We start from the raw sequence: 23,155 nt of genomic DNA, 5'->3' as shown, positions 1-23,155 counted from the left end.
GCGCGGGCGGCGCCGCCGCCGAGGGCGTGGACGCCGGAGATGTCGCGGGCGGCGATGCCGGCGATCTTGGAGACGACGGTGTCGGCGATGGTCGTCGCGCCGTGGTCGCTGCTGAGGCCCGAGGCCTTGCTGCCGGCGCCGCCGTTCGTGGTGGTGACGGTCGGGCGGGGGGTGGTGGTCGTGTCGGTCACTGTTCTCCTGCTTCCTCCGGTCGGTGGGTCCGGCCGTCGTGCTGCAGCCGGTTCGTGGGGTTGGAGCCCAGGAGCCGCCGATCGTCACGGTCGCCGCCCTGTGACCTGTGTCACAGGGAGTGGTGGACGGGTGTCGTCCGTCGAGCACTGCGTCTCCCGGAACCGCTTCTAGACAACGGTTTTCCGGTTCTGCCGGCCGATTCGTTCGACTCGCGGCACGAGGGGTGACGTGGTGCGCTTCAACCGCACCACCCGCACCAGCGACCGGGAAGACCTGTGGAGAAGACCTCGTGGATGCAGAACGCGCGGAGGTTCCCGACGACGTGCTCGCCCGGCGAGCAGGTCTCGGCGACCGTGATGCCTTCGCGCTCATCGTGGACCGCCACGGCCCGGCGCTGCTGCGGTACGCGGGGAACCTCCTGCACCGCAGCGACCAGGTCGAGGACTGCGTCCAGGACGCGTTCCTCGCGGCCTGGCGCGGCCTGCCCACCTTCCGCGGCGACTCCTCGCTGCGCACCTGGCTCTTCACCCTTGCCCGGCACGCAGCCTTCGCGCGGTTGCGCCGCTGGCCGAACGCCGGCAGCCGGCCCTTCATCCCCGTCGAAGAGGTGCAGGACCGGCTGCGTGACTTGCGCGAGGACCCCGAGCGGTCCAGCGTGGAGAGCGCTCTGCGGGAAGCCCTCGAACTCGCCCTGCAGCTCCTGCCCCCTCGTCAGCGGACCGCGTGGTTGCTCCGTGAGGTGGAGGGGTTGAGCTACGAGGAGGTCGCCTCGGTGCTCGGCACCACCTCGACCGCCGTGCGCGGGCTCCTCGAACGCTCCCGGACCACCCTGGCCACGACCCTGGAGGAATGGCGGTGACCACGACCCCCGACCAGACGCACGGCGAGCAGGTGCTCGCCCAGGCGACCGAGGCCCTCCGGCTGCACACCCCCTCGGGCTGGCAGGTGTTCCGCGTCAACCTCCTGGAGACGGTGCGCCGCGCCTACCGTCCGTCCGCCCCCATCCGGGGCCGGCACGAGCAGGGCGAGTTCGTCGTCTCGTGCGACGTCCTCACCGCGGACGTCCGTGAGGCCGTGGACCGCCTGCCGCAGGCGGAGGTCACCGCGGTCCGGTGCGTCACCGACGAGGACGACCACCTCGAACTGCTGACCGTGGAGACGGGCGTGCGCTACGGCGCCCACGTGCCGACCACGGCCGAGGAGGTCCGGACCGCCGTCGTCGCCACCGTCCGGGAGCTGCTCGGCGAGGTCGAGGGCGTGCGCGTCCACGTGCACGTCGGCGACGTGTTCCAGGAAGGACCGCCCCGCACGCTCGGCTGAGGTGCGGGGTCCGTCCCCCTCGAGCGTCAGCGCAACGGCGACGGCAGCAGACCCTTCACGACCTGCGACGCCTTCTGCTGCTCACCCTGCTGCGCCGTCAGCACGAGCAGGACGCCCGTGAGCGCGGGGATCGTCCACTGCAGCACCTTGAGCTTCTTCATCGCCGCGGCGACGTCCCGCCCGCGGTTCGCCGAGAGCAGGCCGATCGCGCCCACCGAGTGCGCGGCGAGCGCGGCCGCGTTGACGGGGGCCCAGCGGGCCCAGCCCAAGGCCGCCACGTGCGTGCGGTCGGACGGGTCGCCGACGGCGGCGGACGCACCGTTGAGGCCGACCGCCCCGAACAGCGAGCCGCCGAACCAGGCCGCGAGCCCGATGTCGTGCAGCGAACGGATGACGGTCTGACGTTCTCCCACGGTGTCCTGCTCCTCCTCGGTCGTGTGCGCGGGCGGTCCTGCCCGCGCCTCCGGTCCCCTACCCCCTGGTCCGGAGGGCAACCGTCGGGTTGCCCCGGCGCAACGTCGGGGCCCAGCGGCGGGAACTCGCGCGCGGGTGCCACGTTGACCCGGGGTGGACGTACTCGAGGTGCCCGCCCGGGCGCTGCGCGACCGGCAGGGCGGCACGGTCGACCGCCCCCTGGCCGGCGGGGGTTCCTTCCCCCTGACGTGGATCCGCTCCGGGCCGAGGCAGGACGTCCCCGTGCTCTTCGTCCCGGGCGGACCGGGCATGGCCACCGTGCTGCCCTACGAACGCCTGCGGGCGACGGCCGCCGCGCACGGGGTCGGCACCGTGATGGTCGAGCACCGCGGTGTCGGTTTGTCGCGCAAGGACTCCCGCGGCCGTGACCTGCCGGTCGAGGAGGTGACCGTCGAAGCGGCGGCCGACGACCTGGCCGCCGTCCTGGACCACCTCGGCACCGAGCGGGTCGTCGTCCACGGCAGTTCCTACGGCACGTACCTCGCCCAGGCGTTCGGTGTCCGCCACCCGCACCGGGTCGCGGCGATGGTCCTGGACTCGCCCCTGCTCTCGGTCGTCGACGACCTCGTCGCCGTCCGGGCGCACCGCCGGACCCTGCTGTGGGACGCCGACACCGCACTGGCCGCGGCCGTGCGGTCGGTGGACGCACCGCCGGACGAGGTCGCCGCCGTGGTGCCCACCGTCTACGAGTTCGCCGGGCCCGAGGCCCTGCTGCGCCTGCTGCAGGGCCGGCGGGAGGGGCGGCTGGGCGCGGTGTGGCGGCAGCTCGTGCGCCTCGGCGACGGGGAGCTCGACGGTCGCGGGGTCCGGCACGTCACCGAACCCGACCTCGTCGCGGGCATCGGCTTCGGTCAGCTCGGGTACGGACTGCCGCCCGACGGGGGGCCTTTGGACCCGCAGGTCGCGTTCGCCCGCGTCGCCGCGCAACGACCGGCCTACCGCGGGGAACCGTACGACCTGCCCGCGCTCGTGCCCGGGTTCTCGTGGCCGACCGCCGTGGTCTCCGGCGACCTGGACCTGCGGACCCCGCGACCCGTCGCCGCGCGTCTGGCCGGGTTGCTGCCGGACGGCGTCCTGCTGGACCTGCCCGGCCTCGGGCACAGCGCCATGGACACCCACCAGCGGGCCGCCGTGCTCGTGGCCGCGGCGACGCGTGCCGGTGCGGCGCACCGACTCCCCGCACTGGGCGGTCGCATCGCCGCGCTGCCCCGGCGAGGGGCGTCGCGGTGGCTGGGCACGGCCGTGCGGGCCGCGGTCGCCGTCGGCGGCTGACGGCTCACTCCCCGTCGGCTCACTCCCCGTCGGCGAGCACGAACGGCCACACGGAGTCCGCCCCGGCCCGCCGCACCTGGCGGGCGGCGACCGTCAGCGTCCAGCCGCTGCGGGCGCGGTCGTCCACGAGCAGCAGGTTCCGCCCGCGCACGAGGTCCGGGTCGGGCAGTTCGAACCGTCGCACGACCTGGGCGAGCCGGTGCGCGGAGTTCACGTCCGTCCGGGTGGGGGAGTCGTCCAGCAGCCGGAACGTCGTCACCAGCGGCAGCCCCGTGTAGCGCGCGAGCCCGTCTGCGAGGTGGGCGACGAGCTGCGGGCGCGAGGCGGAGCACATCGCCACGATCCCGTCGAGGCCGAGCCCGCGGGCCCAGTCGTCGAGCACGGCGGCTGCCGCGTGCCGCAACGGGACGGGGGTCTCCTGGTCGGGGGAGCCGGCCGCGAACAACTCCCGCACGGCCCCGCCCCAGCCGAGGTCGGTCGTGCGCGCCACGGCCCGGCCCGTCCCCGGTTGTTCGGCCGGGGCGATCCGCCCCGACAGCGCGACGTCGAGCCCCTTCATGCCCGTCGGCCACACCTTCTTCGGTTCCAACGGGACCCCGGGACGGTCCAGGTCCGCCCCCGCCTGGGCCACGGCGGACTCGTCCACCGAGACCGGGACGTCGAAACCCCCGCAGTTGTCGCAGCGGCCACAGGGTGCGGCGTCCGGGTCGTCGAGGGCGCGGCGCAGGAACTCCAGCCGGCACCCGCCCGTCGTGACGTACTCGACCATGGCCTGCTGCTCGACCTCGCGGGTCGCGCTGACCCGTGCGTAGCGTTCGGCGTCGTACGCCCACTCCTGGCCGGTGGCCTGCCACCCGCCCCGGACCCGGCGCACCGCGCCGTCGACGTCGAGGACCTTGAGCATGAGCTCGAGCCGGTTGCGGCGCAGGGCGACCCGGGTCTCCAGCGCCTGCGTCGACAGCGGTTCGCCCGCGTCGCCGAGCACGCTCAACGCCACCCGCACGTCGTCCTCGGCGGGGAACCCGATCGAGGCGAAGTACCGCCAGATGTCCCGGTCCTCCGCCCCCGGCAGCAGGACCACCTCGGCGTTGTCGATGCCACGGCCGGCGCGCCCGACCTGCTGGTAGTACGCGATCGGCGAACTCGGGGCGCCCAGGTGCACCACGAACCCCAGGTCGGGCTTGTCGAACCCCATGCCCAGCGCGCTCGTCGCCACGAGCACCTTGACGCGGTCGTTGACGAGGTCGTCCTCGGCCTGCAGCCGTTCCGCCGCCTCCGTCTGCCCCGTGTACGGGACGGCCTCGATGCCGTGGCCGCGCAGGTGCTGGGCCACGTCCGTCGCGGCCGCGACCGTCAGCACGTAGACGATGCCCGACCCCGGCAGCTCCGGCAGGTGCTGCACGAGCCAGGCGAGCCGGTGGGCGTGGGAGGGCAGGCGGACCACGGCCAGCCGCAGCGACTCGCGGTCCAGGGACCCCCGCAGGACCAGGACGTCCTCGAGGGTGCGCGTCCCCGTCACCGACAGCTGCTCGGCCACGTCCTCGGTCACCCGGGCGTTCGCCGTGGCCGTCGTGGCCAGGACCGGGATCCCGTCGGGCAGGTCGGCCAGCAACGTCCGGATGCGGCGGTAGTCCGGGCGGAAGTCGTGCCCCCAGTCCGAGACGCAGTGCGCCTCGTCGACCACGAGCAGACCCGTCGTGGCCGCCAGCGGGGGCAGCACCTCGTCGCGGAACCCCGGGTTGTTGAGGCGTTCTGGGGAGACGAGGAGCACGTCGACCGCGCCCGCTCGCACCTCCTCGTACACCTGCCCCCAGTCGTCACCGTTGGTCGAGTTGACGGTCACGGCCCGCACGCCGGCGCGTTCGGCGGCCGCGATCTGGTTGCGCATGAGGGCCAGCAGCGGGGAGACGATGACCGTGGGCCCGGCCCCCCGGGCCCGCAGCAGCGCCGTCGCGACGAAGTACACGGCCGACTTGCCCCACCCCGTCCGCTGGACCACCAGGGCGCGGCGCCGGTCCGCCACGAGGGCCTCGATCGCCGTCCACTGGTCCTCGCGCAACGCGGCCGACGGGTCCCCGACGAGGCGGCGCAGGACCTCCTCGGCCTCGGCGCGCAGGGCGGCGCGGTCGGTCGTGGGCGCGGGGCTCGTGGCGGGGGCGGGCATGCCCTGGATGCTGCCACCGTCCTCCGACACCGCGGGACCGGCAGACTGCGGGCTGTGGACGACACCGTCTCCTCCTCCCTGCTGCCCCGCCTCACCACGGAGCGCACGCTCTGGTGCTGCACCCTGCGGCCCGACGGCTCGCCCCACCTGACGCCGGTGTGGTTCGTGCACCGGGAAGGGGTGTTCTGGATCGGGACGGCGGCCCACAGCGTCAAGGTCCGCAACGTGCGGGCCGACCCGCGCGTCAGCCTCGCCCTGCCCGACGGCGACGCCCCGGTCGTGGCCGAGGGCAGCGCGCGACTGCTCGCGGACGCGTACCCCGAGGACGTCGTCACGGCCTTCGCCGCGAAGTACGACGGGTGGGACGTGCGGGACCCGCTGGGGGACGGCACGCCGGGGGCGCTGCTGGAGGTGCCGGTGCGGCGCTGGCTCATGGCGGGCGCGGCGCACTGAGCCCCACCGGGTTGGTCCGCCGAGGTGGTGCTTGACTGCCTCGGTGCGCTACGTGGTGATCGGAGCAGGAGCCATCGGCGGGACCCTCGGGGGCCGGCTGGGGCAGCACGGTCACGAGGTGGTCCTCGTCGCCCGCGGAGCGCACGCCGACCGCCTGCGCGCCCGGGGTCTGCGGTTGCTGACCCCGACGGGGCCGGTCGAGATGCACGCCCCCGTGGCGAACTCGCCGGCGGACGTCGAGCTCACCGCGGACGACGTCCTCGTGCTCGCGGTGAAGGTGCAGGACGCGGCGGGCCTCCTCGCCGACTGGGCCGCGGCTCCCGTCGGGGACTCCACGGCGGGGCAGACGCTGCCCGTCGTGTGCGCGCAGAACGGCGTCGAGGGCGAACGGCTGGCGTTGCGGTGGTTCCGGCGCGTCGTCGGCGCCTGCGTCTTCCTGCCGGCCAGCCACCTCGAACCCGGCGTCGTCATCTCCGAGGGCACCCCCGTCTCCGGTGGCTTCGTCCTGGGCCGGTACCCGCACGGACGCGACGAGCTCGTCGAACGCATCGCCGCCGACCTGGCCGCGGCGGGCTTCGCCACCGCCGTGAGCGACGACGTCATGGCCGCCAAGCGCGGCAAGTTGCTCGACAACAGCGGCAACGCCCTGGACGCCGTCTGCCGGCCGGGACCGGGCTGGGAGGAGCTGCGCGGCCGGGCGCGCGCCGAGGGCGAGGCCGTCCTCGCCGCCGCCGGCACCCCGGCCCTGGCCCGCGGGGAGGCGCTGCCGCAGCTGGCCGAGCTCGGCTTCGAGACCGCGCCCGTGGCCGGTGCCGAGCGCCTGGGGTCCTCGACCTGGCAGAGCCTGCACCGCGGCGGGTCGATCGAGACCGACTGGCTCAACGGCGAGATCGTCCACCTGGGGCGTCAGCACGGTGTCCCCACGCCGGTCAACGAGGCGCTGCAGCTGCTGGCGGCGACGTCCGTGCGCGAGGGACTGGGCCCGCGGGCCTTCGACGTCGCGGACGTCCTGGCCCGCACCGGCACGTGCGCACAGGGGGCCGCGACGGTCGGCGCCGAGCAGGCCTGAGAGGCTGACCGGCATGCGCGTGGACCACGTCGGCTTCGCCGCCGGACCGGAGGGTCTGGCCGAGACCGCCCGGTCGCTGGCGGCGCAGCTCGGTGTGCGCGTCGTCGACGGCGGTCCCCACCCCCGCTTCGGCACCCGGAACGTCGTCCTCCCGCTGTCCGGGGGCACGTACGTCGAGGTCGTCGAGGTGCTCGACCACCCCGTCGCGGACAAGGCGCTCTTCGGTCGCGCGGTCCGCGAGCGCACGGAGGCCGGTGGCGGCTGGTTCGCCTGGAGCGTCCTGGTCGACGACATCGAGAGCTACCGCGACCGCCTGGGCGAGGACATCGAGGAGGGCGTCCGCCGACGCCCCGACGGTGTCGAGCTGCGCTGGCGGCAGATCGGGGCTCCCGCCCTCAACACCGAACCCCAGCTGCCCCTCCTCATCGAGTGGGACGGCCCCAGCACCCAGCACCCGTCGGCGCTGTCGCTCGCCGGCGGCACCCGGCTCGTGGGGCTGACCATCGCCGGGCAGCGTTCGCGCGTCCGCAACTGGCTCGGACTGTCGCCGGAGTTCTCCTCCGACCACGTCGAGTTCACCTGGCTCGACGTCGTCGGCACCCCCCGCGCGACGGGTCTGCGCTCGGTGAGGTTCGAGACCACCCGCGGCACCGTCGAGATCTGAGCGCCCACCCGGATGGACTGGCCCGACTGGCTCCCCTCGCTGACGGCGTCGGCCATCGCGCTGCTCGTCGTCGACCTCGTCATCCGCGTCACGGCCATCGCCGTCGTCCCGGTCAACCGGCGCCCGAGCTCCGCGCTGGCCTGGCTGCTGACCATCTTCTTCGTCCCCTACGTCGGGGTCGTCGCGTTCCTGCTCATCGGCAACCCCAAGTTGCCGCGCGCCCGCCGCCGCAAGCAGCGCGAGATCAACCAGCTGATCCTCGACTCCACCAAGGGCATGGACCTCGTCTCCACCGAGCACCCCTGGCCGCCGTGGCTGCGGGGGATCGTGGAGCTGAACCGCAACCTCGGGTCGATGCCGCTCGTCGGGGGGAACTCGGCGGTGCTGTGCGGGGAGTACGACGAGGCGATCCGCGCCATGGCCCGCAGCATCGACGGCGCCCGGGAGTACGTGCACGTCGAGTTCTACATCATGACCAAGGACCCGACGAGCGAACCGTTCTTCACGGCCATGGAACGGGCGGTCGAGCGCGGGGTGAAGGTCCGGCTCCTGCTGGACCACATGGGGTCCCTGCGCTACCCCGGGTACCGGCGCACCATCCGGTTCCTCGACGACATCGGCGTCGAGTGGCACCCCATGCTGCCCGTTCAGCTGCACAAGCTGAAGTACCAGCGCCCCGACCTGCGCAACCACCGCAAGCTCCTCGTGGTCGACGGGGACGTCGCCTGGCTGGGCTCGCAGAACGTGCTGGACCGCAGCTACAACAAGCGCGGCAACCTCAAGCGCGGCCTGCAGTGGCAGGACCTCATGGTCCGCCTCGAGGGACCCGTCGTGTCCGGGGTCGAGGCCATGTTCATCACCGACTGGTACTCCGAGACCGACGAGCTGCTGCAGTCCGAGCGGCCGGAGGTGTCGCCCGTGGGGTCGCCCGGACGGCTGGAGTGCCAGGTCGTGCCGAGCGGTCCGGGGTTCGACGGCGAGAACAACCTCAAGCTGTTCAACGCGCTCTTCTACTCCGCGCAGCGCCGGATCTCCATCACGAGCCCGTACTTCGTCCCGGACGAGTCGATGCTCTCGGCCATCACGACGGCGGCCGAACGCGGTGTCGACGTCGAGCTGTTCGTCTCCGAGCTCGGCGACCAGGCCCTCGTGCACTACGCCGAGTGCTCCTACTACGAGAACCTGCTGCGCGCCGGCGTGCGGATCTTCCGCTACCCCGCGCCGTACGTGCTGCACGCCAAGCACATGACGGTCGACGAGGAGATCGCCGTCATCGGCTCCTCGAACATGGACATGCGCTCGTTCCTGCTCGACCTCGAACTCACCCTCATGGTCTGCGGGCGGGAGTTCGCCGACGACCTGCGCCGCGTCGAGGACGAGTACCGCGCCAAGTGCACCGAGCTGACGCTGGAGCAGTGGCTGGCGCGCTCGCGGACGCAGGTCATCAAGGAGAACGTCTCGCGGCTCACGTCCGCGCTGCAGTGACCCGGCGCACCCCCAGCGCCGCGAGTTCCAGGTCCGCCAGCGACCGCACGACCGCCGTGTCCCCGGCGAGCCAGGCGGAGGCCGGATCGGGGTCCACCGCGAGCAGGACGCGACCCGGCCTGCGCTGCAACGCCCGCAGCGCGAGCACACGCTCCCCGGCGGCGGTCCCGGCGAGCCGGCGCCCGTCCTGCGCGCGGGCCGCCCACCGCACCCGCTGGACCCCGCGGACGCCGAGGACCAGCAGGACGGGGAGCAGCACCGTCACCGCGCCGAGGACGGTGGCGAGGTGCAGGACGGCGTCGCGCTGCTCACCCGCCGCCCGGGCCAGCGACGCGGCGCTGTCGGCGGAGCGGTCCAACAACCGCGCCACGTCGTCGCCGACGAGGGGTGCCCGTGCGAGCGGACCACCGCTCGAGCGCAGCCCCTCGGCCAGCGCCGCCGTCCCGTCCTCGAACCGGCCCGCCGGGCCGGCCACCCCCGCCACGGCCGCGTGGACCGCACGCCCCGCGAGCACCGAGGCGACGACGACCAGCAGGCAGCCGACGTCGGCCAGCACCTGCCGGGTCCGGCGGGCGGGGAGGTCGGCGTAGAGGAGGGGCACCACCCCAGTCTGGTTCCGGCGCGGGGGTTCAGCCGAGCCGGGAGTCCACCCAGCACCAGCGCCACGCCTCACCGGGTTCGGCGCTGACCATCGTCGGGTGCGCCGTCGCGGTGAAGTGGGCGCGGGCGTGCCGGAGTTCGGAGGAGTCGCAGCACCCCGTGTAGCCGCAGTGCAGGCAGGTCCGCAGGTGGACCCACGCCTTGCCCTCGGCGACGCACTCGGCGCACGCCGTGGGTGGGACACCCCAGCGCTCCGTCGCCTCGTCCCGGCCGACCGAGACGCGCAGGTGGTCGCAGCCGTCACCGGCCTTGCGGGGGGCCAGGGCGCGGTCGGCCGCCAGCGGTTCGAGGTCCTCCAGCCGGTCGAGCAGGGCCTCCTCGAAGTCGACGTCCGCGAGCGCCCGCTGCAGGACCTCCGGGCTGGCGGTGCCGCGGTCGCGGGCCTCGACGACGACGGTGCGTTCGGCCGCGAGCATCTCCAGCCGCAGCTTGGAGTAGAGGACCGACGGCGTCATGACGTCGGAGAGGGGACGACCCAGCCGTTCCCAGGCGGCGTGCGAGCGGGACTTCGAGCGGCCGCGCAGCTGCACGACGAGGTGCTTCGGTTCGTCACCGGTGAGCAGGTCGTCCAGCCGCCGCAAGCCCGCCGCGGCCGCCGCGTCCCCGAGGGCGGCGGCCGCCAACGCGTCCTGCGCGGGGTCGGGGCCGGGGATGGCGAGCCGGCGCACCACCGTCGGCAGGGTCAGCCCCTGCACGAGCAGCGTCCCGACGACGGTCGTGAACGCGGCCAGGAGCAGCACGTCCCGGCCGGGCACGCCCTCGGGGATGAGCTGGGCGGCGGCGAGGGTGACGACGCCGCGCATCCCGGCCCAGGACAGCAGCAGGGACACCCCCGGGGACCAGGCGCGCGCCCGCAACCCCGGCACGGCGTGGAAGAACCCCGAGGCCGCGAAGACGAAGACGAACCGGGCCGCGATCGTGGCGACCAGGACGCCCAGGCAGACGGCCAGCACGCGTCCGCCGGAGTACCCGCTCTCGGCGGCCCCGGCCAGCAGCAGCGGGAACTGCAGCCCGATGAGCAGGAACACGGCGTTCTCCAGGAGGAACGCCACGGTCCGCCAGTTCAGCGTCTCGGCCACCCGCGAGGCCGCCGTCTGGACCTTCGGGGAGACGTGGGCCATCGCCAGCCCCGTGACGACCACCGCGAGGACCCCGGAGACGTGGACGGCCTCGGCGGGCAGGAACGCCAGGTAGGGCGCGACGAACGACAGCGCCGTGTCGAGGACGGGGTTCTCGATGCGGCGCCGGACGACGGCGAGGACGGCCGCCACGACCCCGCCGATGAGGACGGCCCCGACGACGGCGAGGAGGAACTCCCCGCCGATGTGCCACGGCGACAGCTCCGTCGTGAGGGCGGAGGTGGCCGCGGCGAGGGCGATGAGGGCGGAGGCGTCGTTGAGCAGGCTCTCCTCCTCCAGCATCGTCGCGACGCGGCGGGGGAGTCCGAGGCGCCGCCCGATGGCGGTGGCGGCGACCGCGTCCGGCGGGGCGACGACCGCGCCGAGGGCCATGCACGCCGCGAGCGCCACCCCCGGCAGCAGCCACGCCGTCGCCCACCCGACGGCGAGCGTCGTGAACACGACGAGGACGACCGACAGGAGCAGCGTGGCGGTCTTGTTGCGCCGGAAGTCGACGAGGGACGTGGACGCCGTCGCGGCGTACAGCAGCGGGGGGAGCAGCCCGTTGAGGACGAGTTCGGGGCCGAGGGTGAAGGACGGGACCCCCGGGACGAGGGCGACGACCGCGCCCACCACGACGAGGACCAGCGGTGTCGGCCAGCCGAAGCGGTCGGACACCGCCGCCACGACGCACACCCCGACGGTCAGCGCCACCAGCGCGATCGCGATCTCCACGGCGGGGAGACTACGGCGCGGCGGACCGCGGTGGGACCGGGTCCCGGGACACCCACGTCCCGGTCGACGTGGGCGTCCCGGGGGTCACGGCCTCAGAAGGGGTAGGACCCCGGCCGGCGGCGCACCGTGATCCAGCGCGTCTCGGTGAAGGCCTCGACGTTGGCCTCGACCCCGCCGTGCCGCGAGCCCGTCCCCGACGACCCGACGCCGCCGAACGGCGCGTTCGCCTCGTCGTTCACGGTCTGGTCGTTGATGTGCACGATGCCGGTCGGGATGCGCTGCGCGAGCTCGTACCCGGCCATCGCGTCGGCCGTCACGATCCCCAGCGACAGGCCGTACTCGGTGTCGGTGGCGAGCTGGACGGCCTCGTCGTCGTCGCGGAAGGGGACGACGGAGGCGACCGGGCCGAACACCTCGTCGCAGTAGGCGGCGGCGTCCCGCGGCGGGTTCGCCAGCACCGTCGGCCGGTAGAACAGCCCCTCGTACGTCCCCCCGGCGCGCAGTTCGGCGCCCTTGGCGACGGCGTCCTCGACGAGGCCGTGCACCCGGTCGCGCTGCGTCTCGTCGATGAGCGGGCCGAGGTGGACCTGACCCGCCGCGGGGTCGCCGACGTGCATCGACTCGGCCTTGGCGGTGAGCTTGTCGACGTAGGACGCGTAGAGCGACTCGTGCACGAGGTGGCGGCCCACGGTCATGCAGATCTGCCCCTGGTGCAGGAACGAGCCCCACGTCGCGAGGTTCACGGCCTCGTCGACGTCGGCGTCGTGCCGGACGAGGAAGGCGGAGTTCCCGCCGAGCTCGAGGTGGGCGCGCTTGAGGTGCTTGCCGGCCAGCTCACCGACGCTGCGACCCGCGCGGGTGGAGCCGGTGAAGGCGATGACGCGCACGCGCGGTTCGGTGACGAGGGCCTGGCCGACGTCACCGCCGCCGGGCACGAGCTGCAGCAGCCCCGGCGGCAGACCCGCCTCCTCGAAGATGCGGACCATCGTGACGCCGCCCGTGACGACCGTGCGGGGGTCGGGTTTGAGCAGCACCGCGTTGCCGAGGGCCAGCGCGGGCGCGACGGCGCGGATGCCGAGGATGAGGGGCACGTTGAACGGCGAGATGACGCCCACGACACCGACCGGCACGCGCTGGGCGAACGAGAGCCGCGGTTCCTCGCTCGACAGCACCGAGCCCAGCGTCGCCGACGGCAGGGCCGCCGCCTCGTAGCACTCCGCGGCCGTCACGTGCAGGGCGAAACCGGCCAGCGGTGGGACGGCCCCCACCTCTCGCACGTTCCAGCCGGCGATCTCCTCGGCGTGCTCCTCCCAGAGCTGCCCGGCCCGGCGCAGCACCGCGGCGCGGGCGGGGTGCGGGGTCGCGGCCCAGGCGCGCTGCGCGGTGGCGGCACCCTCGGCGGCACGGGCGACGTCGGCCTCGTCGGCCAGGCCGACGTCGACGAGCGTCGCGCCGGTGGCGGGTTCGACGCTGGGGGTCGTGCCGCCGCCACCGGGGACCCAGGCCCCGTCGACGTGGATGCGGCCGGCGAAGTCCTGCGGGTCCAGCAGAGTCACGTGTCCTCCTCGACAGGTGCGGGGCGCTCCCATCGTGCCTGACGGTCCCGACGGGCGGACGGCCGGTTCCGCCTGTCGGAAGCCCCGGCCCCGTCAGGGTCGCAGGACGGTGATCCCGGCGGTCGTCGCGGCGCCGACCTCGGCCAGGGCGCGGGGTCCGGCCTCGAGCAGCAGTTCCCGGGTCACGAGCTCGGCGAGCGGGAAGCGTCCCAACGCCACGAGCGCCAAGAGGCGCGGGTAGTCGTGGGCCGCCATGCCGTGGCTGCCGAGCACCTGCAGCTCCCCGGCGATGACGAGGTCCATCGGCACCGACGGCCTCCCGGCGGCGGCCGGCAGCAACCCGACCTGGACGTGCCGCCCGCGCCGGCGCAGGGACCGGACCGACCCCTCGCACGTGGCGGGCAGCCCGACGGCGTCGAGGGAGACGTGGGCGCCGCCGCCGGTGAGCTCGCGGACCGCCTCGACCGCGCCTTCGGCCGCGACGGCGTGCTCCGCCCCGAACGTGAGCGCGAGCTCCCGGGCGGCGGGGGAGGGGTCGACGGCGACGACGCGCGCACCGGCCGCCGCCGCGACGGCCACGGCCGACAGGCCGACCCCGCCGGCGCCGTGGACGGCGACGAACTCCCCGGCGCGCACGGCCCCCACGTCGGTGACGGCGCGGAACGCCGTCGCCACCCGGCAGCCGAGCGCGGCCGCCGACGACGCGGAGAACCCCTCGGGCAGCGCCACGAGGTTGACGTCGGCGTGGTCGAGCGCGACGAGCTCGGCGAAGGAACCCCACCCGGTGAACCCCGGCTGGGTCTGCGCGCGGCAGACCTGCTGCGCCCCCGCGGCGCACTCCGGGCACGTCCCGCACGCGGTGACGAACGGCGTCGTCACACGGTCGCCGACGTGCCAGTTCCGCACGTCCGCGCCGACGGCCGCGACCGTCCCGGCGAGCTCGTGCCCCGGCACGTGCGGCAGGACGACGTCGTCGTCGTGGCCCTGCCAGGCGTGCCAGTCGCTGCGGCACACCCCGGTCGCCTCGACCGCCACGACGACCCCGTGCGGGGCCGGCGTGGGGTCCTCGACGTCGGCCAGTCGCGCGGGCGCACCGAACTGCTCGACCAGGACGGCGCGCACTCCTCAGTCCTCGTCGAGGACGGACACCAGCGCGGACGCGTCGCCCGTGTAGTCGGCCGGCGTCAGCAGCGACAACCGCGCCGCCTCACCGTCGGGCAGACCGAGCCCGGCGACGAACTCCTGCAGCTTGGCCTGGTCGACCTTGCGGCCGCGCGTGAGTTCCTTGAGGCGCTCGTAGGGTTCGGGCAGCCCGTGGACGCGCATGACGGACTGGACGGCCTCGCCGAGGACCTCCCAGTTCTGGTCCAGGTCGGCCGCGAGGTTCGCGGGGACGGCGTCGAGGCCGGCGAGCCCGCGCTGGGCGTTCTCGATCGCCAGCAGCGAGTGCCCGAACGCGACACCGATGTTGCGCTGCATCGAGGAGTCGGTGAGGTCGCGCTGCATCCGCGACGTCGTCAGCGTCTCCTCCAGCACCCGGAACAACCCGCCGGAGACCTCGAGGTTCGCCTCGGCGTTCTCGAAGCGGATGGGGTTCACCTTGTGCGGCATGGTGGACGACCCGACGGTGCCCTGGCCTCGGACCTGGGCGAAGAACCCGTAGGAGATGTACGTCCAGACGTCGGTGCACAGGTTGTGCAGCACCCGGCCGAAGCGCGAGACGTCGGCGTACAGCTCGGCCTGCCAGTCGTGCGACTCGATCTGCGTCGTCAGCGGGTTCCAGGTGAGGCCGAGGCCCGTGACGAACTCGCGGGAGACGGCGGGCCAGTCCGTCGTCGGGACGGCCGCGCGGTGCGCGGCGTAGGTCCCGGTGGCGCCGTTGAACTTGCCGAGGAACTCCGCGGCCGCGACGCGCCGGAGCTGGCGGCGCATCCGGTGGGCGAGGACGGCGAGTTCCTTGCCCAGGGTCGTCGGGGTCGCGGGCTGGCCGTGCGTGCGCGAGAGCATCGGCACGTCGCGCAGGTCGTGCGCCATGGTCACCACGTCGTCCACCAGGCTCGTGGCGGCGGGCAGCCACACCTGCTGCACGGCGTCACGCACCATGAGCGCGTACGAGAGGTTGTTGACGTCCTCGCTCGTGCAGAACAGGTGGGTGAGTTCGGCGACGTCCGCCATCGAGGTGCCCTCGAGGCGCCGCTTGATCCAGTACTCGACGGCCTTGACGTCGTGCACCGTGACGCGCTCGATCTCACCGAGTTCCGCGACGGCCGCGGCGTCGAACCGCAGGGGCAGCTCTCGCAGGAACGCGGTCTCGTCGGCGGTGAGGCGGCGGACGCCGGGGACGACGTCGTGCGTGCCGAGGAACACCAGCCACTCGACCTCGACGTGGATGCGCCGGCGGTTCAGCGCGGCCTCCGACAGGTGCGCGGCCAGGGGCGCGACGGAACGGCGGTACCGCCCGTCGAGGGGGCCCAGCGCGGGGTCGCCCAGGTCGGCGGGGGTGAGGGTGGTGGCGGCGTCCAGCTCGTCGGTCACGGGCCACATGGTCCCACGCCGTCACCACCGCTCCCGTGCGCCGTGCGTCGGGCCGAGCGCGTCAGGCCTTCTCGACCGAGGACTCCTTGTGCGCGGCCTTCTTGCCGGACTTCTCGCTCTCGACGACGAGCTGCGGGTCGTCCTTCGACGCCTTCCGCTCCTTCCCGTACAGCTCGAAGTCGTCGGTCTTCTTCTCCGTGACCGTCCCCTCGGTCGTGCCCTGCGGGGTGTTCCACTCGACGTGATCGCCCTTCTTCACCATGGGTCCAGCGTCGGGTCGGTCCCGGGGTCCCGCACGTCAGGGGAGCGGGTGCCGGCGCAGCACGGGTTCGCCCGCCCGCGCGGGGTCGAGCGGGACCGGCGAGCGGAGCACGCCCGCCCCCAGCGCGATCCGGCCGTCCGTCACCGGGGTGCACCGCAGACCGCCCCGCCCGCGCAGCGCCCGGTGCGCCCCCGGCGCCGCGACGCGGTCCATCCAGGCGCACGGGTTCGCCGGCCGGCCGCCGTGGAACGTCACCGAGCCGGCGGACGTCACCACGTCGAAGTCGTGGCCGCGCAACGGGTCCAGCTCGACCCCGCGGACGACGACGTTGCGCCGGGCCAGCAACGGGTCCGGGACGGCGGGCAGCTCCAGGTCGCGGGCCACGGCCTCCCACGCCTCGAGGGCCAGGAACGTGACGGCCGCGTCCATGTGCGCGGCCTTGCCGAAGAACCGGTCCCCGCGCAGGCCTTTGCCGGCCACGACCTCCACGACGTCGGGCGTGTGCGTGGGGACGTCGGCGGCGCCCTCACGGGGCCGGCCGAAGTAGGCGTGCTCGGGGGAGACGAGGAGGTGCACGACCTCGACCGGGTACTCGTGGTGCGTCACAGGGCCAGCGTCTCGCGCGCGGCGCGGACCGCCTGCCCGGCGTACCCACCGCCGAAGAGGACGGTGTGCACGAGCAGCGGGTGCAGCTGGTGCAGCGGGACGCGCCGCCGCCAGCCGGGTGGTGTGGCCGCGGCCTCGGTGTAGGCGGCGAGCACCCGGTCCAGGTGCGGGAGCCCGAACAGCGCGAGCATCGCCAGGTCCGTCTCGGGGTGGCCGCCGTGCGCAGCGGGGTCGACGAGCACCGCACCGTCCCGGGACCAGAGCACGTTGCCCGACCACAGGTCCCCGTGCAGGCGGGCCGGCGCGGACGGTCCACCGGGCAGGTCCCCGGCGACGAGACGGTCGCACACGGCCTCGACGACGGCCGCGTCGGCGGCGGACAGGTGCCCCGCGTCCCGCGCGGCGCGCAGGTAGGGCCGCACGCGCAGCTCGGCGTAGAACGTGGACCACGTCGTGGGGCCCGTCGTCGCGGTGGTCGTCGTGCCGGGCAGCACCAGGGCGGCGATCCAGGTGTCGCCGTCGACACCGGGCGGCGGGGCGCCGAAGCGGTCCGCCCCGGCGGTGTGGGTGCGGACGAGGTCGCGCCCGAACGCCTCCGCGGCCTGCGCGGTCGGCGGGACCTCCTCGATGCGCTGCAGCAGGAGGCCGTCGTCCCGGACGGCGAGGACCGGGCACACCGCCGCACCGTCCGTCGCGGCCAGCCAGCGCAGGCCCGCCGCCTCCGCGTCCCGCGGTCCCGGGTGGTCGTGGCGTTTGAGGAAGGTCTCGCTCACGGCGCCATCCTCGCCCTGGGGACGACGGCGCGCAGACGACGCCGCGGTCTCCACAGGGCCTCACGACTCCCGCCGGTCCACAGCCCGGTCCATCGGCCCGGCCGGCTCCGCCCCGTGCGACCTACGGTCGCCCGGCGTCGACCACGACGTGTCCCGTCACGGCAGGAGCTGAACATGGATCCCGGTCAGGCCCACGTCGACACCCTGGCCCGCCGCCTCGCCGCGGAGGCCGAGGACGTCCGCTCGGTGCAGCGTCACCTGCTCGCGTCCGCGGACGTGGCCTGGAGCGGACTGGCGGCGGCCCGGTTCCGCGCCGAGCTCGGGCGCACGGGGCAGCAGGTCGACCGGCTGGCGCGGACGGTCGAGGAGGCCGCGGGCAGCCTGCGGGCCCACGCCGCGGCGATGGCCGGCCCGGCGTGAGCGGCGCGATCACCGTCGACGTCGGGCTGGCGGTGGACCCCGACCAGCTCGACGCGGTCGCGGCGCAGCTGGCGGGGGTGGCCGCGACCGTGGCCGGGGTGGGGGCCGCCGCCGTCCGGACGGCCGCCGACCCCGTCCTGCCCCTCAGCGCGCCGCTGGCCCCGGCGACGGCGGCCCGGGTGGCCGGTGATCTCGGCCGGATCGTCGCCGGCGGGGCCTCGGCTCCCGCGGTCGCCGCGCAGGTGCTCGCCCTGGCGGGACGGCTCGAGGTCGCGTCCCTGCGCTACCGGGTGGGTGACGAGGCCGCCGACGCCGTCGTGGCCCTGGCGCGGCGGACGGTGGCGGGGGCTGTCGTGCGGGCCGCCCCCGTGCTGGCCGGGGTGGCCGGGACGCTCGTCGCGGCCGACGTCCTCCTCCGGCTGCGGGAGGTCGAGCTCCGCGTGCTCGTCGCGGCCGTCGCGCAGGCCGTCGAGGGGGACGTCGACCTCGGGGCGCTGGCGGCCACGGCGGCCGAGGAGGTCGGCGCGGTCGACGACCGCGTCCTGGGCGACCTGCGCGGTGCGGGGACCCTGCTGGCGGCGCACCCGGACGTCGTCCGCGAACTGGCCGCGACGACCCCGTACGTCGCGAGCGCGGCGGGCGTCCCGGGCGTGCACGACGTGGCCGACGTCGCCGGGCTCCTGACCTCCGCCGGCGCGGTGACCCCGCTGTTCCGCGAGACCGCGGTCCGCGTCGCACCCCAAAATGTGCCCCGGGCCGTCCCCGCCCGCCCGCCCCGCGGGCTGGCCGAGGTCCTGGACGGGGTCGCGCACCAGTCCACGGGCTACACGGCCTCAGCGGGGTCGGTGGGTGGGCGGCTCGCCCCGGCCGGCCAACCCGCACCCGGTGGTCTCCGCCTCGAACGCGTCACGCAGGCCGACGGTCGGGTCGCCTGGATCGTCGAGGTCCCCGGCACCCAGGACTGGACGCCGCTGCCGGGCAGCACCCGCACCCCGATGGACCTCACGACGAACCTGCGCGCCGTCGCGGGGGAGCCCACGGCGACCGGGACCGCCGTCGTCGACGCCCTGCGGCAGGCGGGGGTGCGGCCGGACGAACCCGTGCTGCTGGCCGGCCACAGCCAGGGCGGTCTGACCGCCGCCGCGATGGCCGCCGACCCCGACGTCGTCGCGGAGTTCCACGTCACGCACGTGCTGACGGCGGGGTCGCCCACGGACGGCCTGCCCGCGGCCCCGGGGGTCCGCACGCTCTCCCTGGAGCACACCGGCGACCTCGTCCCCGCCCTCGACGGCAGCGACGCGCAGGGGTCCCCGGACCGGACGGTCGTGCGGCGGGACGTCTCCGACGACCGGGAGGTGCGGGAGGACCCCGTGGCCGCCCACGGCTGGTCGCAGTACCTGGAGACGGCGGCGGTCGCCGACGCCTCGGGGGACCCCGCCGTGCGCGACTTCCGGGAGAGCGGCAGCGCGTTCTTCGACGCCCCCGGCGCGCGCGTGGAGGCCTTCGACTTCACGGCGGAGCGTGTCCCGTGAGCAGCTCGGTGGACTTAGCTAAACTTGGTCCGGTGACCCGGACGGTGAACGTGCACGAGGCCAAGACGCACCTGTCGCGTCTCCTCGAAGCGGTCGAGCGGGGCGAGGACGTGGTCATCGCGCGGGCGGGCAAGCCGGTCGCCCGCCTGGTGCCCGTCGCCGCGCGGGTGGCGCGGGTCCCGGGAACGTTGAAGGGACAGGTGGTCATCGCCGACGACTTCGACGAGACCCCCGCGGACGTCGTCGCCGGGTTCTACGACGACCTCGAACCGTCGTGAGCCTCCTCCTCGACACCCACGTCCTGCTGTGGTGGCTCACCGACGACGAGCGACTCCCGGACCGCATGCGTGCCGCGGTCCGGGACGCGGACGTCGAGGTGCACGTCTCGACGGCCTCCGCGTGGGAGGCGTCGATCAAGAGCGCGGTGGGCAAGCTGACCCTGCCGGACCGGTGGTGGGAGCACGTCCGGGAGCAACGGTTGACCGAGCTCCCGGTCACCGCGGAGGACGCTCTCGTCGCGGGAGCCCTCCCGCGCCACCACGCCGACCCCTTCGACCGGATGCTCATCGCCCAGGCCGTCCGGCGTGACCTCACCCTGCTCACGGTCGACCACCGGTTCGGCGCCTACGACGTCCGGCTGTTCGCCTAGGCCGACCGGGTCTCGCGGCCAGCGCTCGCCGTCGCGCGCACCGTGGCGCCCCAGCGTTCGACGTACGCCGCCAGGGCGGGGGTGTCGGCGCCGTTCGCCTCGGCGTCCTTGTCGATGAGGTAGAGCCCGGGGGCGGGGCAGGCGGCGCCGAGTTCGGCCAGGACGGGTTTGAGGGTCAGGTCGGGGGCCAGGGCGTGGGTGGGGGCGGCGCCGAGCATGAGGGGGACGGCGGTGACGCCGCGCAGGCCTTCGCCGCCGGCGAACTGGTCGAGGAAGAGTTTGAGCAGTCCGGTGTAGGTGGCTTTGTAGGTGGGGGAGGCGACGACGAGGAGGTCGGCGGTGGCGACGTCGGTGACGGCTTGCTGGACGGTGGGGTCGCCCCAGCCGAGGAGTCCGGGGCCCAGGGTGGTGACGTCCAGGACGTGGTCGACGGGGCCTTGGGCGAGGAGTTCGGCGGCGGTGACGGCGGCGGTCAGCGTCCTGGAGGCGGGTTTGGGGTTGCCGACGACGACGACGGTGCGGAGTGCGGTCACGCGTCGGCCTTGGGGGTGAGGGTGCGGAACCCCGAGGAGTGCCACACGAGGGGTTCGGTGTCCGGGGCGGTCCCGGCGGCGTGGACCTGCAGGAGGACGACGTCGTGGTCCCCGGCGGGGAACTGCGAGTGGATCGAGGCCTCGATCCAGACGGGGGCGCCGTGGATGAAGTGGGCGCCGCTGTCGGTGGTCGTCGTCTGGATGCCGGCGAAGCGGTCGGCGGCCTTGCTCGCCAGCTGCCGGGCGGCGAGGTCGTGGGCCTCACCGAGGACGGAGACGCCGATGCGCGGGGCGGTCTTGAGCTTGGGCCAGCTGGTGGAGGTGTGCTGGACGGCGAACAGCACCAGCGGCGGGTCGAGGGAGATGCCCACCTGGAAGGAGGAGGCGACGAGGACGACGGGTTCGGGGCCCTCGCCGGAGTCGACCACCGCGGACAGGGCCGCGACGCCGGTGGGGAAGAGGGCGAAGGTGGTGCGCAGCGCCATGGGATCGGCGTCGACGGCCACCAGGTCGGGTGCGGCGGTGGGGAGTTCGGACACGGTCGGGCCTCCAGCGGACGGGACGGGGCGTCGGAGTCAGTGGCGTCAGAGTCAACCGCACACCCCCGTCGCGCCTTCCGGGGACGTGACGGATGTCGCAGCGCACGGGTCCGTACGCTGGCGCGCATGACGACTCCCAGCACCCCCCTGGCCCCGCGGCTGCGGGCGAACATGGCCAAGGTCCCGGCGTACGTCGCGGGGAAGCCGGCCGTGGCCCGTGAGGGTCTGGAGGTCTTCAAGCTGTCCTCGAACGAGAACCCGTACCCGCCCCTGCCCAGCGTCCTGACGGCGATCACGCGGGCCGCGGCCACGGTCAACCGCTACCCCGACCCGATGGCGACGCAGATGGTCGCGACCATCGCGCAGAAGTGGGGCGTCGAGCCCGAGAACCTCGCCGCGGCCACGGGCAGCGTCCGGTTGCTGGCCCAGCTGGCCGAGATCACCTGCGCCCCCGGCGACGAGGTCGTCTACGCCTGGCGGTCCTTCGAGGCGTACCCGATCACCGCCGCGATCTCCGACGCCGTCCCCGTCGAGGTGCCGCTCACGGCCGACGCCCGCCACGACCTGCCCGCCATGCTCGCCGCGATCACCGAGCGGACGCGCCTCGTCGTCCTGTGCTCCCCGAACAACCCGACGGGTCCGGCGCTGCGCCGCGACGAGCTGACCGGGTTCCTGGCGCAGGTGCCCGGTGACGTCCTCGTCGTGCTCGACGAGGCCTACCGCGAGTTCGTCGACGACCCCGACGTGCCCGACGGGATCGACGTCTTCCGGGACCACCCGAACGTCGTCGTCCTGCGCACGTTCTCCAAGGCGTACGGCCTGGCCGGTCTGCGTGCCGGGGTCGCCGTGGCGCACCCCGAGGTCGCGGGGACGCTGCGCAAGGCCTCGACCCCGTTCGGCGTCTCGGCCATCGCGCAGGCCGCGGTCGTCGCCTCCCTCCAGACGGCCGCCGAGGCGGAGTTGATGGAGCGCGTCCGCGCGCTCGTCGCGCAGCGCCGCGTGCTCGTCGACGGGCTCCGCGCCCAGGGCTGGGACGTCCCCGACGCGCAGGGCAACTTCCTCTGGCTGCCGGTCGGGGACGACGCCGTCGCGCTCGCGGAGGCGTTCGCCGCGGAGGGCCTCGTCGTGCGGGCCTTCGCCGGCGCCGGGGTGCGCGTGACGGTCGCCGAGGAGGCGGGCGGCGCGCGCTTCCTCGAGGTCGCCGGCGCGCTCAGGGCCGGGCGGTCCTGACCGGCTGCTGCCGGTAGCGGGCCGGGCTGACGCCGTACCGCCGCTTGAAGGCGGCCGACAGGCTGAAGGGGGAGGCGTACCCGACACGTCCGGCGACGGCCGCGAGCGTGAGGCGCGGGTCGGCGAGGAGGTCCGCGGCCAGGGCCAGCCGCCAGTCGGTGAGGTAGGCCATGGGGGACGTGCCCGTCGCGGCCGCGAAGCGCTGGGTGAGCGCGGACCGGGACGACCCGGTCCGGCGGGCGAGCACGTCGAGCGTCCACGGAGCCTCGGGGGCGCTCCGCAGCAGCCGCAGCGCCTCCCGGACGACGGGGTCCAGGACCACGTGCCCGACCCCGGCCTCCCCCGCCTCCCACGCCCGCAACGACGCCAGCAGCAGGAGGTCGAGCAGCCGGTCGAGGACGAGCGGCTGGGCGGGGGCCTCGACGGTCACCTCGCGGGCGAGCAGGCCCAGCAGGGCCGGGTCGGGTCCGCGCACGACGAGGGCTGCGGGCAGCGCCTCGAGCAGGAGGCGCCCGACGTGTCCGCGCCCCGCGTAGGTGCCCACGAGCAGGCGGTCCGGTCCGGACGGGTCGTTGCCCCACGACCGGACACCCGCGTCCCAGCGCTCCGACAGGTCGTGGCCGTCGGGTCCGGCGCACCGCTGACCGGGACCCACGACGGCGCCGGTGGTCGTGGCCGGGTCGTCGGCCAGGACGTAGGGCGCCGTGTCCCGCACGAGCAGCACGTCACCCCGGGCCAGCGCGTGGACGCCGGTGGCGGTCGTGGCGCAGGCCCCGCCGTCGAGGACGGCCACGACGGTGAGCGGGGCCTCGTCGGCGACGTGCACCGACCACGGCGGGGACATCACCACCTGCAGGAGGAAGGCGTCGCGGGCGCGGGGGCCGTCGACGGCGCCCAGCCACGCGTCCACCCGC

General features: G+C 74.9%; 26 protein-coding genes. 12 read left to right on the top strand and 14 right to left on the bottom strand.

From position 1 onward, the window contains the following. The coding region (locus tag AB0637_RS09590; protein ID WP_366171669.1) for an Asp23/Gls24 family envelope stress response protein at positions 1-191 on the bottom strand (191 nt) is incomplete at its 3' end. Between the two features lie 290 nt (positions 192-481). Between AB0637_RS09590 and AB0637_RS09585 the strand changes: the two genes are divergently transcribed. After that, a complete protein-coding gene (locus tag AB0637_RS09585; protein WP_366171667.1) occupies positions 482-1,051 on the top strand; it encodes a sigma-70 family RNA polymerase sigma factor in 570 nt (189 codons plus the stop codon). Then, entirely contained in the window at positions 1,048-1,512 is a 465-nt protein-coding gene (locus AB0637_RS09580) for a hypothetical protein (RefSeq protein WP_366171665.1), read from the top strand. Before AB0637_RS09585 ends, AB0637_RS09580 begins: the two co-directional genes overlap by 4 nt. A 26-nt stretch (positions 1,513-1,538) precedes the next feature. Here AB0637_RS09580 and AB0637_RS09575 read toward each other — a convergent pair whose 3' ends face one another. Beyond that, complete coding sequence (locus AB0637_RS09575; RefSeq protein ID WP_366171663.1) at positions 1,539-1,925, bottom strand: hypothetical protein; 387 nt, start codon at positions 1,923-1,925, stop codon at positions 1,539-1,541. Between the two features lie 154 nt (positions 1,926-2,079). On the opposite strand from AB0637_RS09575, the gene AB0637_RS09570 reads away from it, so the two are divergent. Beyond that, entirely contained in the window at positions 2,080-3,258 is a 1,179-nt protein-coding gene (locus AB0637_RS09570; RefSeq protein WP_366171661.1) for an alpha/beta hydrolase, read from the top strand. Positions 3,259-3,277: 19 nt separating this feature from the next. On the opposite strand, the gene AB0637_RS09565 is transcribed toward AB0637_RS09570, so the two are convergent. Further along, positions 3,278-5,422 carry a RecQ family ATP-dependent DNA helicase gene (locus AB0637_RS09565; RefSeq protein ID WP_366171659.1) on the bottom strand — a complete coding sequence of 715 codons (2,145 nt, stop codon included), beginning with the start codon at positions 5,420-5,422 and terminating at the stop codon, positions 3,278-3,280. Between the two features lie 54 nt (positions 5,423-5,476). On the opposite strand from AB0637_RS09565, the gene AB0637_RS09560 reads away from it, so the two are divergent. Genes AB0637_RS09560 through cls form a run of 4 tightly spaced genes read left to right on the top strand, consistent with a single transcriptional unit; the run spans position 5,477 to position 9,093 of the window. Then, positions 5,477-5,875, top strand: a complete 399-nt coding sequence (locus AB0637_RS09560; RefSeq protein ID WP_366171657.1) for a pyridoxamine 5'-phosphate oxidase family protein — start codon at positions 5,477-5,479, stop codon at positions 5,873-5,875. A 43-nt stretch (positions 5,876-5,918) separates the two neighbouring features. Continuing rightward, the gene (locus tag AB0637_RS09555; RefSeq protein WP_366171655.1) at positions 5,919-6,944 is read left to right on the top strand and encodes a 2-dehydropantoate 2-reductase N-terminal domain-containing protein; all 1,026 of its coding nucleotides are present in this window, start codon (positions 5,919-5,921) and stop codon (positions 6,942-6,944) included. A gap of 13 nt (positions 6,945-6,957) precedes the next feature. Further along, complete coding sequence (locus tag AB0637_RS09550; protein ID WP_366171653.1) at positions 6,958-7,608, top strand: VOC family protein; 651 nt, start codon at positions 6,958-6,960, stop codon at positions 7,606-7,608. A gap of 12 nt (positions 7,609-7,620) precedes the next feature. After that, positions 7,621-9,093: a cardiolipin synthase gene (gene cls, locus AB0637_RS09545; protein ID WP_366171651.1), complete on the top strand. Its 1,473-nt coding sequence runs from the start codon at positions 7,621-7,623 to the stop codon at positions 9,091-9,093. Here the strand turns inward: cls and AB0637_RS09540 are convergent. The 8 genes from AB0637_RS09540 to AB0637_RS09505 form a co-directional block, all read right to left on the bottom strand. Beyond that, positions 9,074-9,694, bottom strand: a complete 621-nt coding sequence (locus AB0637_RS09540; protein WP_366171649.1) for a hypothetical protein — start codon at positions 9,692-9,694, stop codon at positions 9,074-9,076. The genes cls and AB0637_RS09540 overlap by 20 nt on opposite strands. 28 nt (positions 9,695-9,722) lie before the next feature. Beyond that, entirely contained in the window at positions 9,723-11,606 is a 1,884-nt protein-coding gene (locus tag AB0637_RS09535; protein WP_366171647.1) for a cation:proton antiporter, read from the bottom strand. 92 nt (positions 11,607-11,698) lie between these two features. After that, positions 11,699-13,162 (bottom strand): aldehyde dehydrogenase family protein, encoded by a 1,464-nt coding sequence (locus AB0637_RS09530; protein ID WP_366171645.1) that lies wholly within the window; start codon positions 13,160-13,162, stop codon positions 11,699-11,701. Between the two features lie 93 nt (positions 13,163-13,255). Then, a complete protein-coding gene (locus AB0637_RS09525; protein WP_366171643.1) occupies positions 13,256-14,284 on the bottom strand; it encodes a zinc-binding dehydrogenase in 1,029 nt (342 codons plus the stop codon). A gap of 3 nt (positions 14,285-14,287) precedes the next feature. Continuing rightward, positions 14,288-15,697 carry an adenylosuccinate lyase gene (gene purB, locus AB0637_RS09520; protein WP_366171641.1) on the bottom strand — a complete coding sequence of 470 codons (1,410 nt, stop codon included), beginning with the start codon at positions 15,695-15,697 and terminating at the stop codon, positions 14,288-14,290. Between the two features lie 61 nt (positions 15,698-15,758). Beyond that, positions 15,759-15,959: a DUF2945 domain-containing protein gene (locus AB0637_RS09515; RefSeq protein ID WP_366171639.1), complete on the bottom strand. Its 201-nt coding sequence runs from the start codon at positions 15,957-15,959 to the stop codon at positions 15,759-15,761. A gap of 36 nt (positions 15,960-15,995) precedes the next feature. Further along, positions 15,996-16,565 carry a molybdenum cofactor biosysynthesis protein gene (locus AB0637_RS09510; RefSeq protein ID WP_366171637.1) on the bottom strand — a complete coding sequence of 190 codons (570 nt, stop codon included), beginning with the start codon at positions 16,563-16,565 and terminating at the stop codon, positions 15,996-15,998. After that, entirely contained in the window at positions 16,562-17,338 is a 777-nt protein-coding gene (locus tag AB0637_RS09505) for a fructosamine kinase family protein (protein ID WP_366171635.1), read from the bottom strand. The genes AB0637_RS09510 and AB0637_RS09505 overlap by 4 nt, the downstream gene beginning before the upstream one ends. Before the next feature lie 174 nt (positions 17,339-17,512). Between AB0637_RS09505 and AB0637_RS09500 the strand changes: the two genes are divergently transcribed. The 4 genes from AB0637_RS09500 to AB0637_RS09485 are packed head-to-tail and all read left to right on the top strand — an operon-like array spanning position 17,513 to position 19,939. Further along, on the top strand, positions 17,513-17,758 hold the full coding sequence (locus AB0637_RS09500; protein ID WP_366171633.1) for a hypothetical protein: 246 nt from the start codon (positions 17,513-17,515) through the stop codon (positions 17,756-17,758). Next, positions 17,755-19,290, top strand: a complete 1,536-nt coding sequence (locus AB0637_RS09495) for a hypothetical protein (RefSeq protein WP_366171631.1) — start codon at positions 17,755-17,757, stop codon at positions 19,288-19,290. The genes AB0637_RS09500 and AB0637_RS09495 overlap by 4 nt, the downstream gene beginning before the upstream one ends. 32 nt (positions 19,291-19,322) lie before the next feature. Next, positions 19,323-19,568, top strand: a complete 246-nt coding sequence (locus AB0637_RS09490) for a type II toxin-antitoxin system Phd/YefM family antitoxin (protein ID WP_366171629.1) — start codon at positions 19,323-19,325, stop codon at positions 19,566-19,568. After that, positions 19,565-19,939 (top strand): type II toxin-antitoxin system VapC family toxin, encoded by a 375-nt coding sequence (locus AB0637_RS09485; RefSeq protein WP_366171627.1) that lies wholly within the window; start codon positions 19,565-19,567, stop codon positions 19,937-19,939. The genes AB0637_RS09490 and AB0637_RS09485 overlap by 4 nt, the downstream gene beginning before the upstream one ends. On the opposite strand, the gene AB0637_RS09480 is transcribed toward AB0637_RS09485, so the two are convergent. Both AB0637_RS09480 and AB0637_RS09475 read right to left on the bottom strand, forming a co-directional pair. Next, the gene (locus AB0637_RS09480; RefSeq protein WP_366171625.1) at positions 19,936-20,472 is read right to left on the bottom strand and encodes an NAD(P)H-dependent oxidoreductase; all 537 of its coding nucleotides are present in this window, start codon (positions 20,470-20,472) and stop codon (positions 19,936-19,938) included. The genes AB0637_RS09485 and AB0637_RS09480 overlap by 4 nt on opposite strands. Next, positions 20,469-20,957 carry a flavin reductase family protein gene (locus tag AB0637_RS09475; RefSeq protein WP_366171683.1) on the bottom strand — a complete coding sequence of 163 codons (489 nt, stop codon included), beginning with the start codon at positions 20,955-20,957 and terminating at the stop codon, positions 20,469-20,471. Before AB0637_RS09475 ends, AB0637_RS09480 begins: the two co-directional genes overlap by 4 nt. A 180-nt stretch (positions 20,958-21,137) precedes the next feature. On the opposite strand from AB0637_RS09475, the gene hisC reads away from it, so the two are divergent. Next, positions 21,138-22,241 carry a histidinol-phosphate transaminase gene (gene hisC, locus AB0637_RS09470; protein WP_366171623.1) on the top strand — a complete coding sequence of 368 codons (1,104 nt, stop codon included), beginning with the start codon at positions 21,138-21,140 and terminating at the stop codon, positions 22,239-22,241. Here hisC and AB0637_RS09465 read toward each other — a convergent pair. Next, positions 22,222-23,151, bottom strand: coding sequence for an AraC family transcriptional regulator (locus AB0637_RS09465; protein ID WP_366171621.1), 930 nt, complete (start codon positions 23,149-23,151; stop codon positions 22,222-22,224). The genes hisC and AB0637_RS09465 overlap by 20 nt on opposite strands. Positions 23,152-23,155: the final 4 nt, after the last annotated feature.

The organism is Kineococcus sp. NPDC059986 (assembly GCF_040702905.1).
Taxonomy (GTDB): domain Bacteria; phylum Actinomycetota; class Actinomycetes; order Actinomycetales; family Kineococcaceae; genus Kineococcus.
This window is presented reverse-complemented; position numbering and strand designations above follow the sequence as displayed.

Coding starts and splice junctions, on each gene's coding strand:
- AB0637_RS09515 (WP_366171639.1), bottom strand. CDS start 15,959: ATGGTGAAGAAGGGCGATCACGTCGAGTGGAACACCCCGCAGGGCACG.
- AB0637_RS09500 (WP_366171633.1), top strand. CDS start 17,513: ATGGATCCCGGTCAGGCCCACGTCGACACCCTGGCCCGCCGCCTCGCC.
- cls (WP_366171651.1), top strand. CDS start 7,621: ATGGACTGGCCCGACTGGCTCCCCTCGCTGACGGCGTCGGCCATCGCG.
- AB0637_RS09550 (WP_366171653.1), top strand. CDS start 6,958: ATGCGCGTGGACCACGTCGGCTTCGCCGCCGGACCGGAGGGTCTGGCC.
- AB0637_RS09565 (WP_366171659.1), bottom strand. CDS start 5,422: ATGCCCGCCCCCGCCACGAGCCCCGCGCCCACGACCGACCGCGCCGCC.
- AB0637_RS09475 (WP_366171683.1), bottom strand. CDS start 20,957: ATGGCGCTGCGCACCACCTTCGCCCTCTTCCCCACCGGCGTCGCGGCC.
- hisC (WP_366171623.1), top strand. CDS start 21,138: ATGACGACTCCCAGCACCCCCCTGGCCCCGCGGCTGCGGGCGAACATG.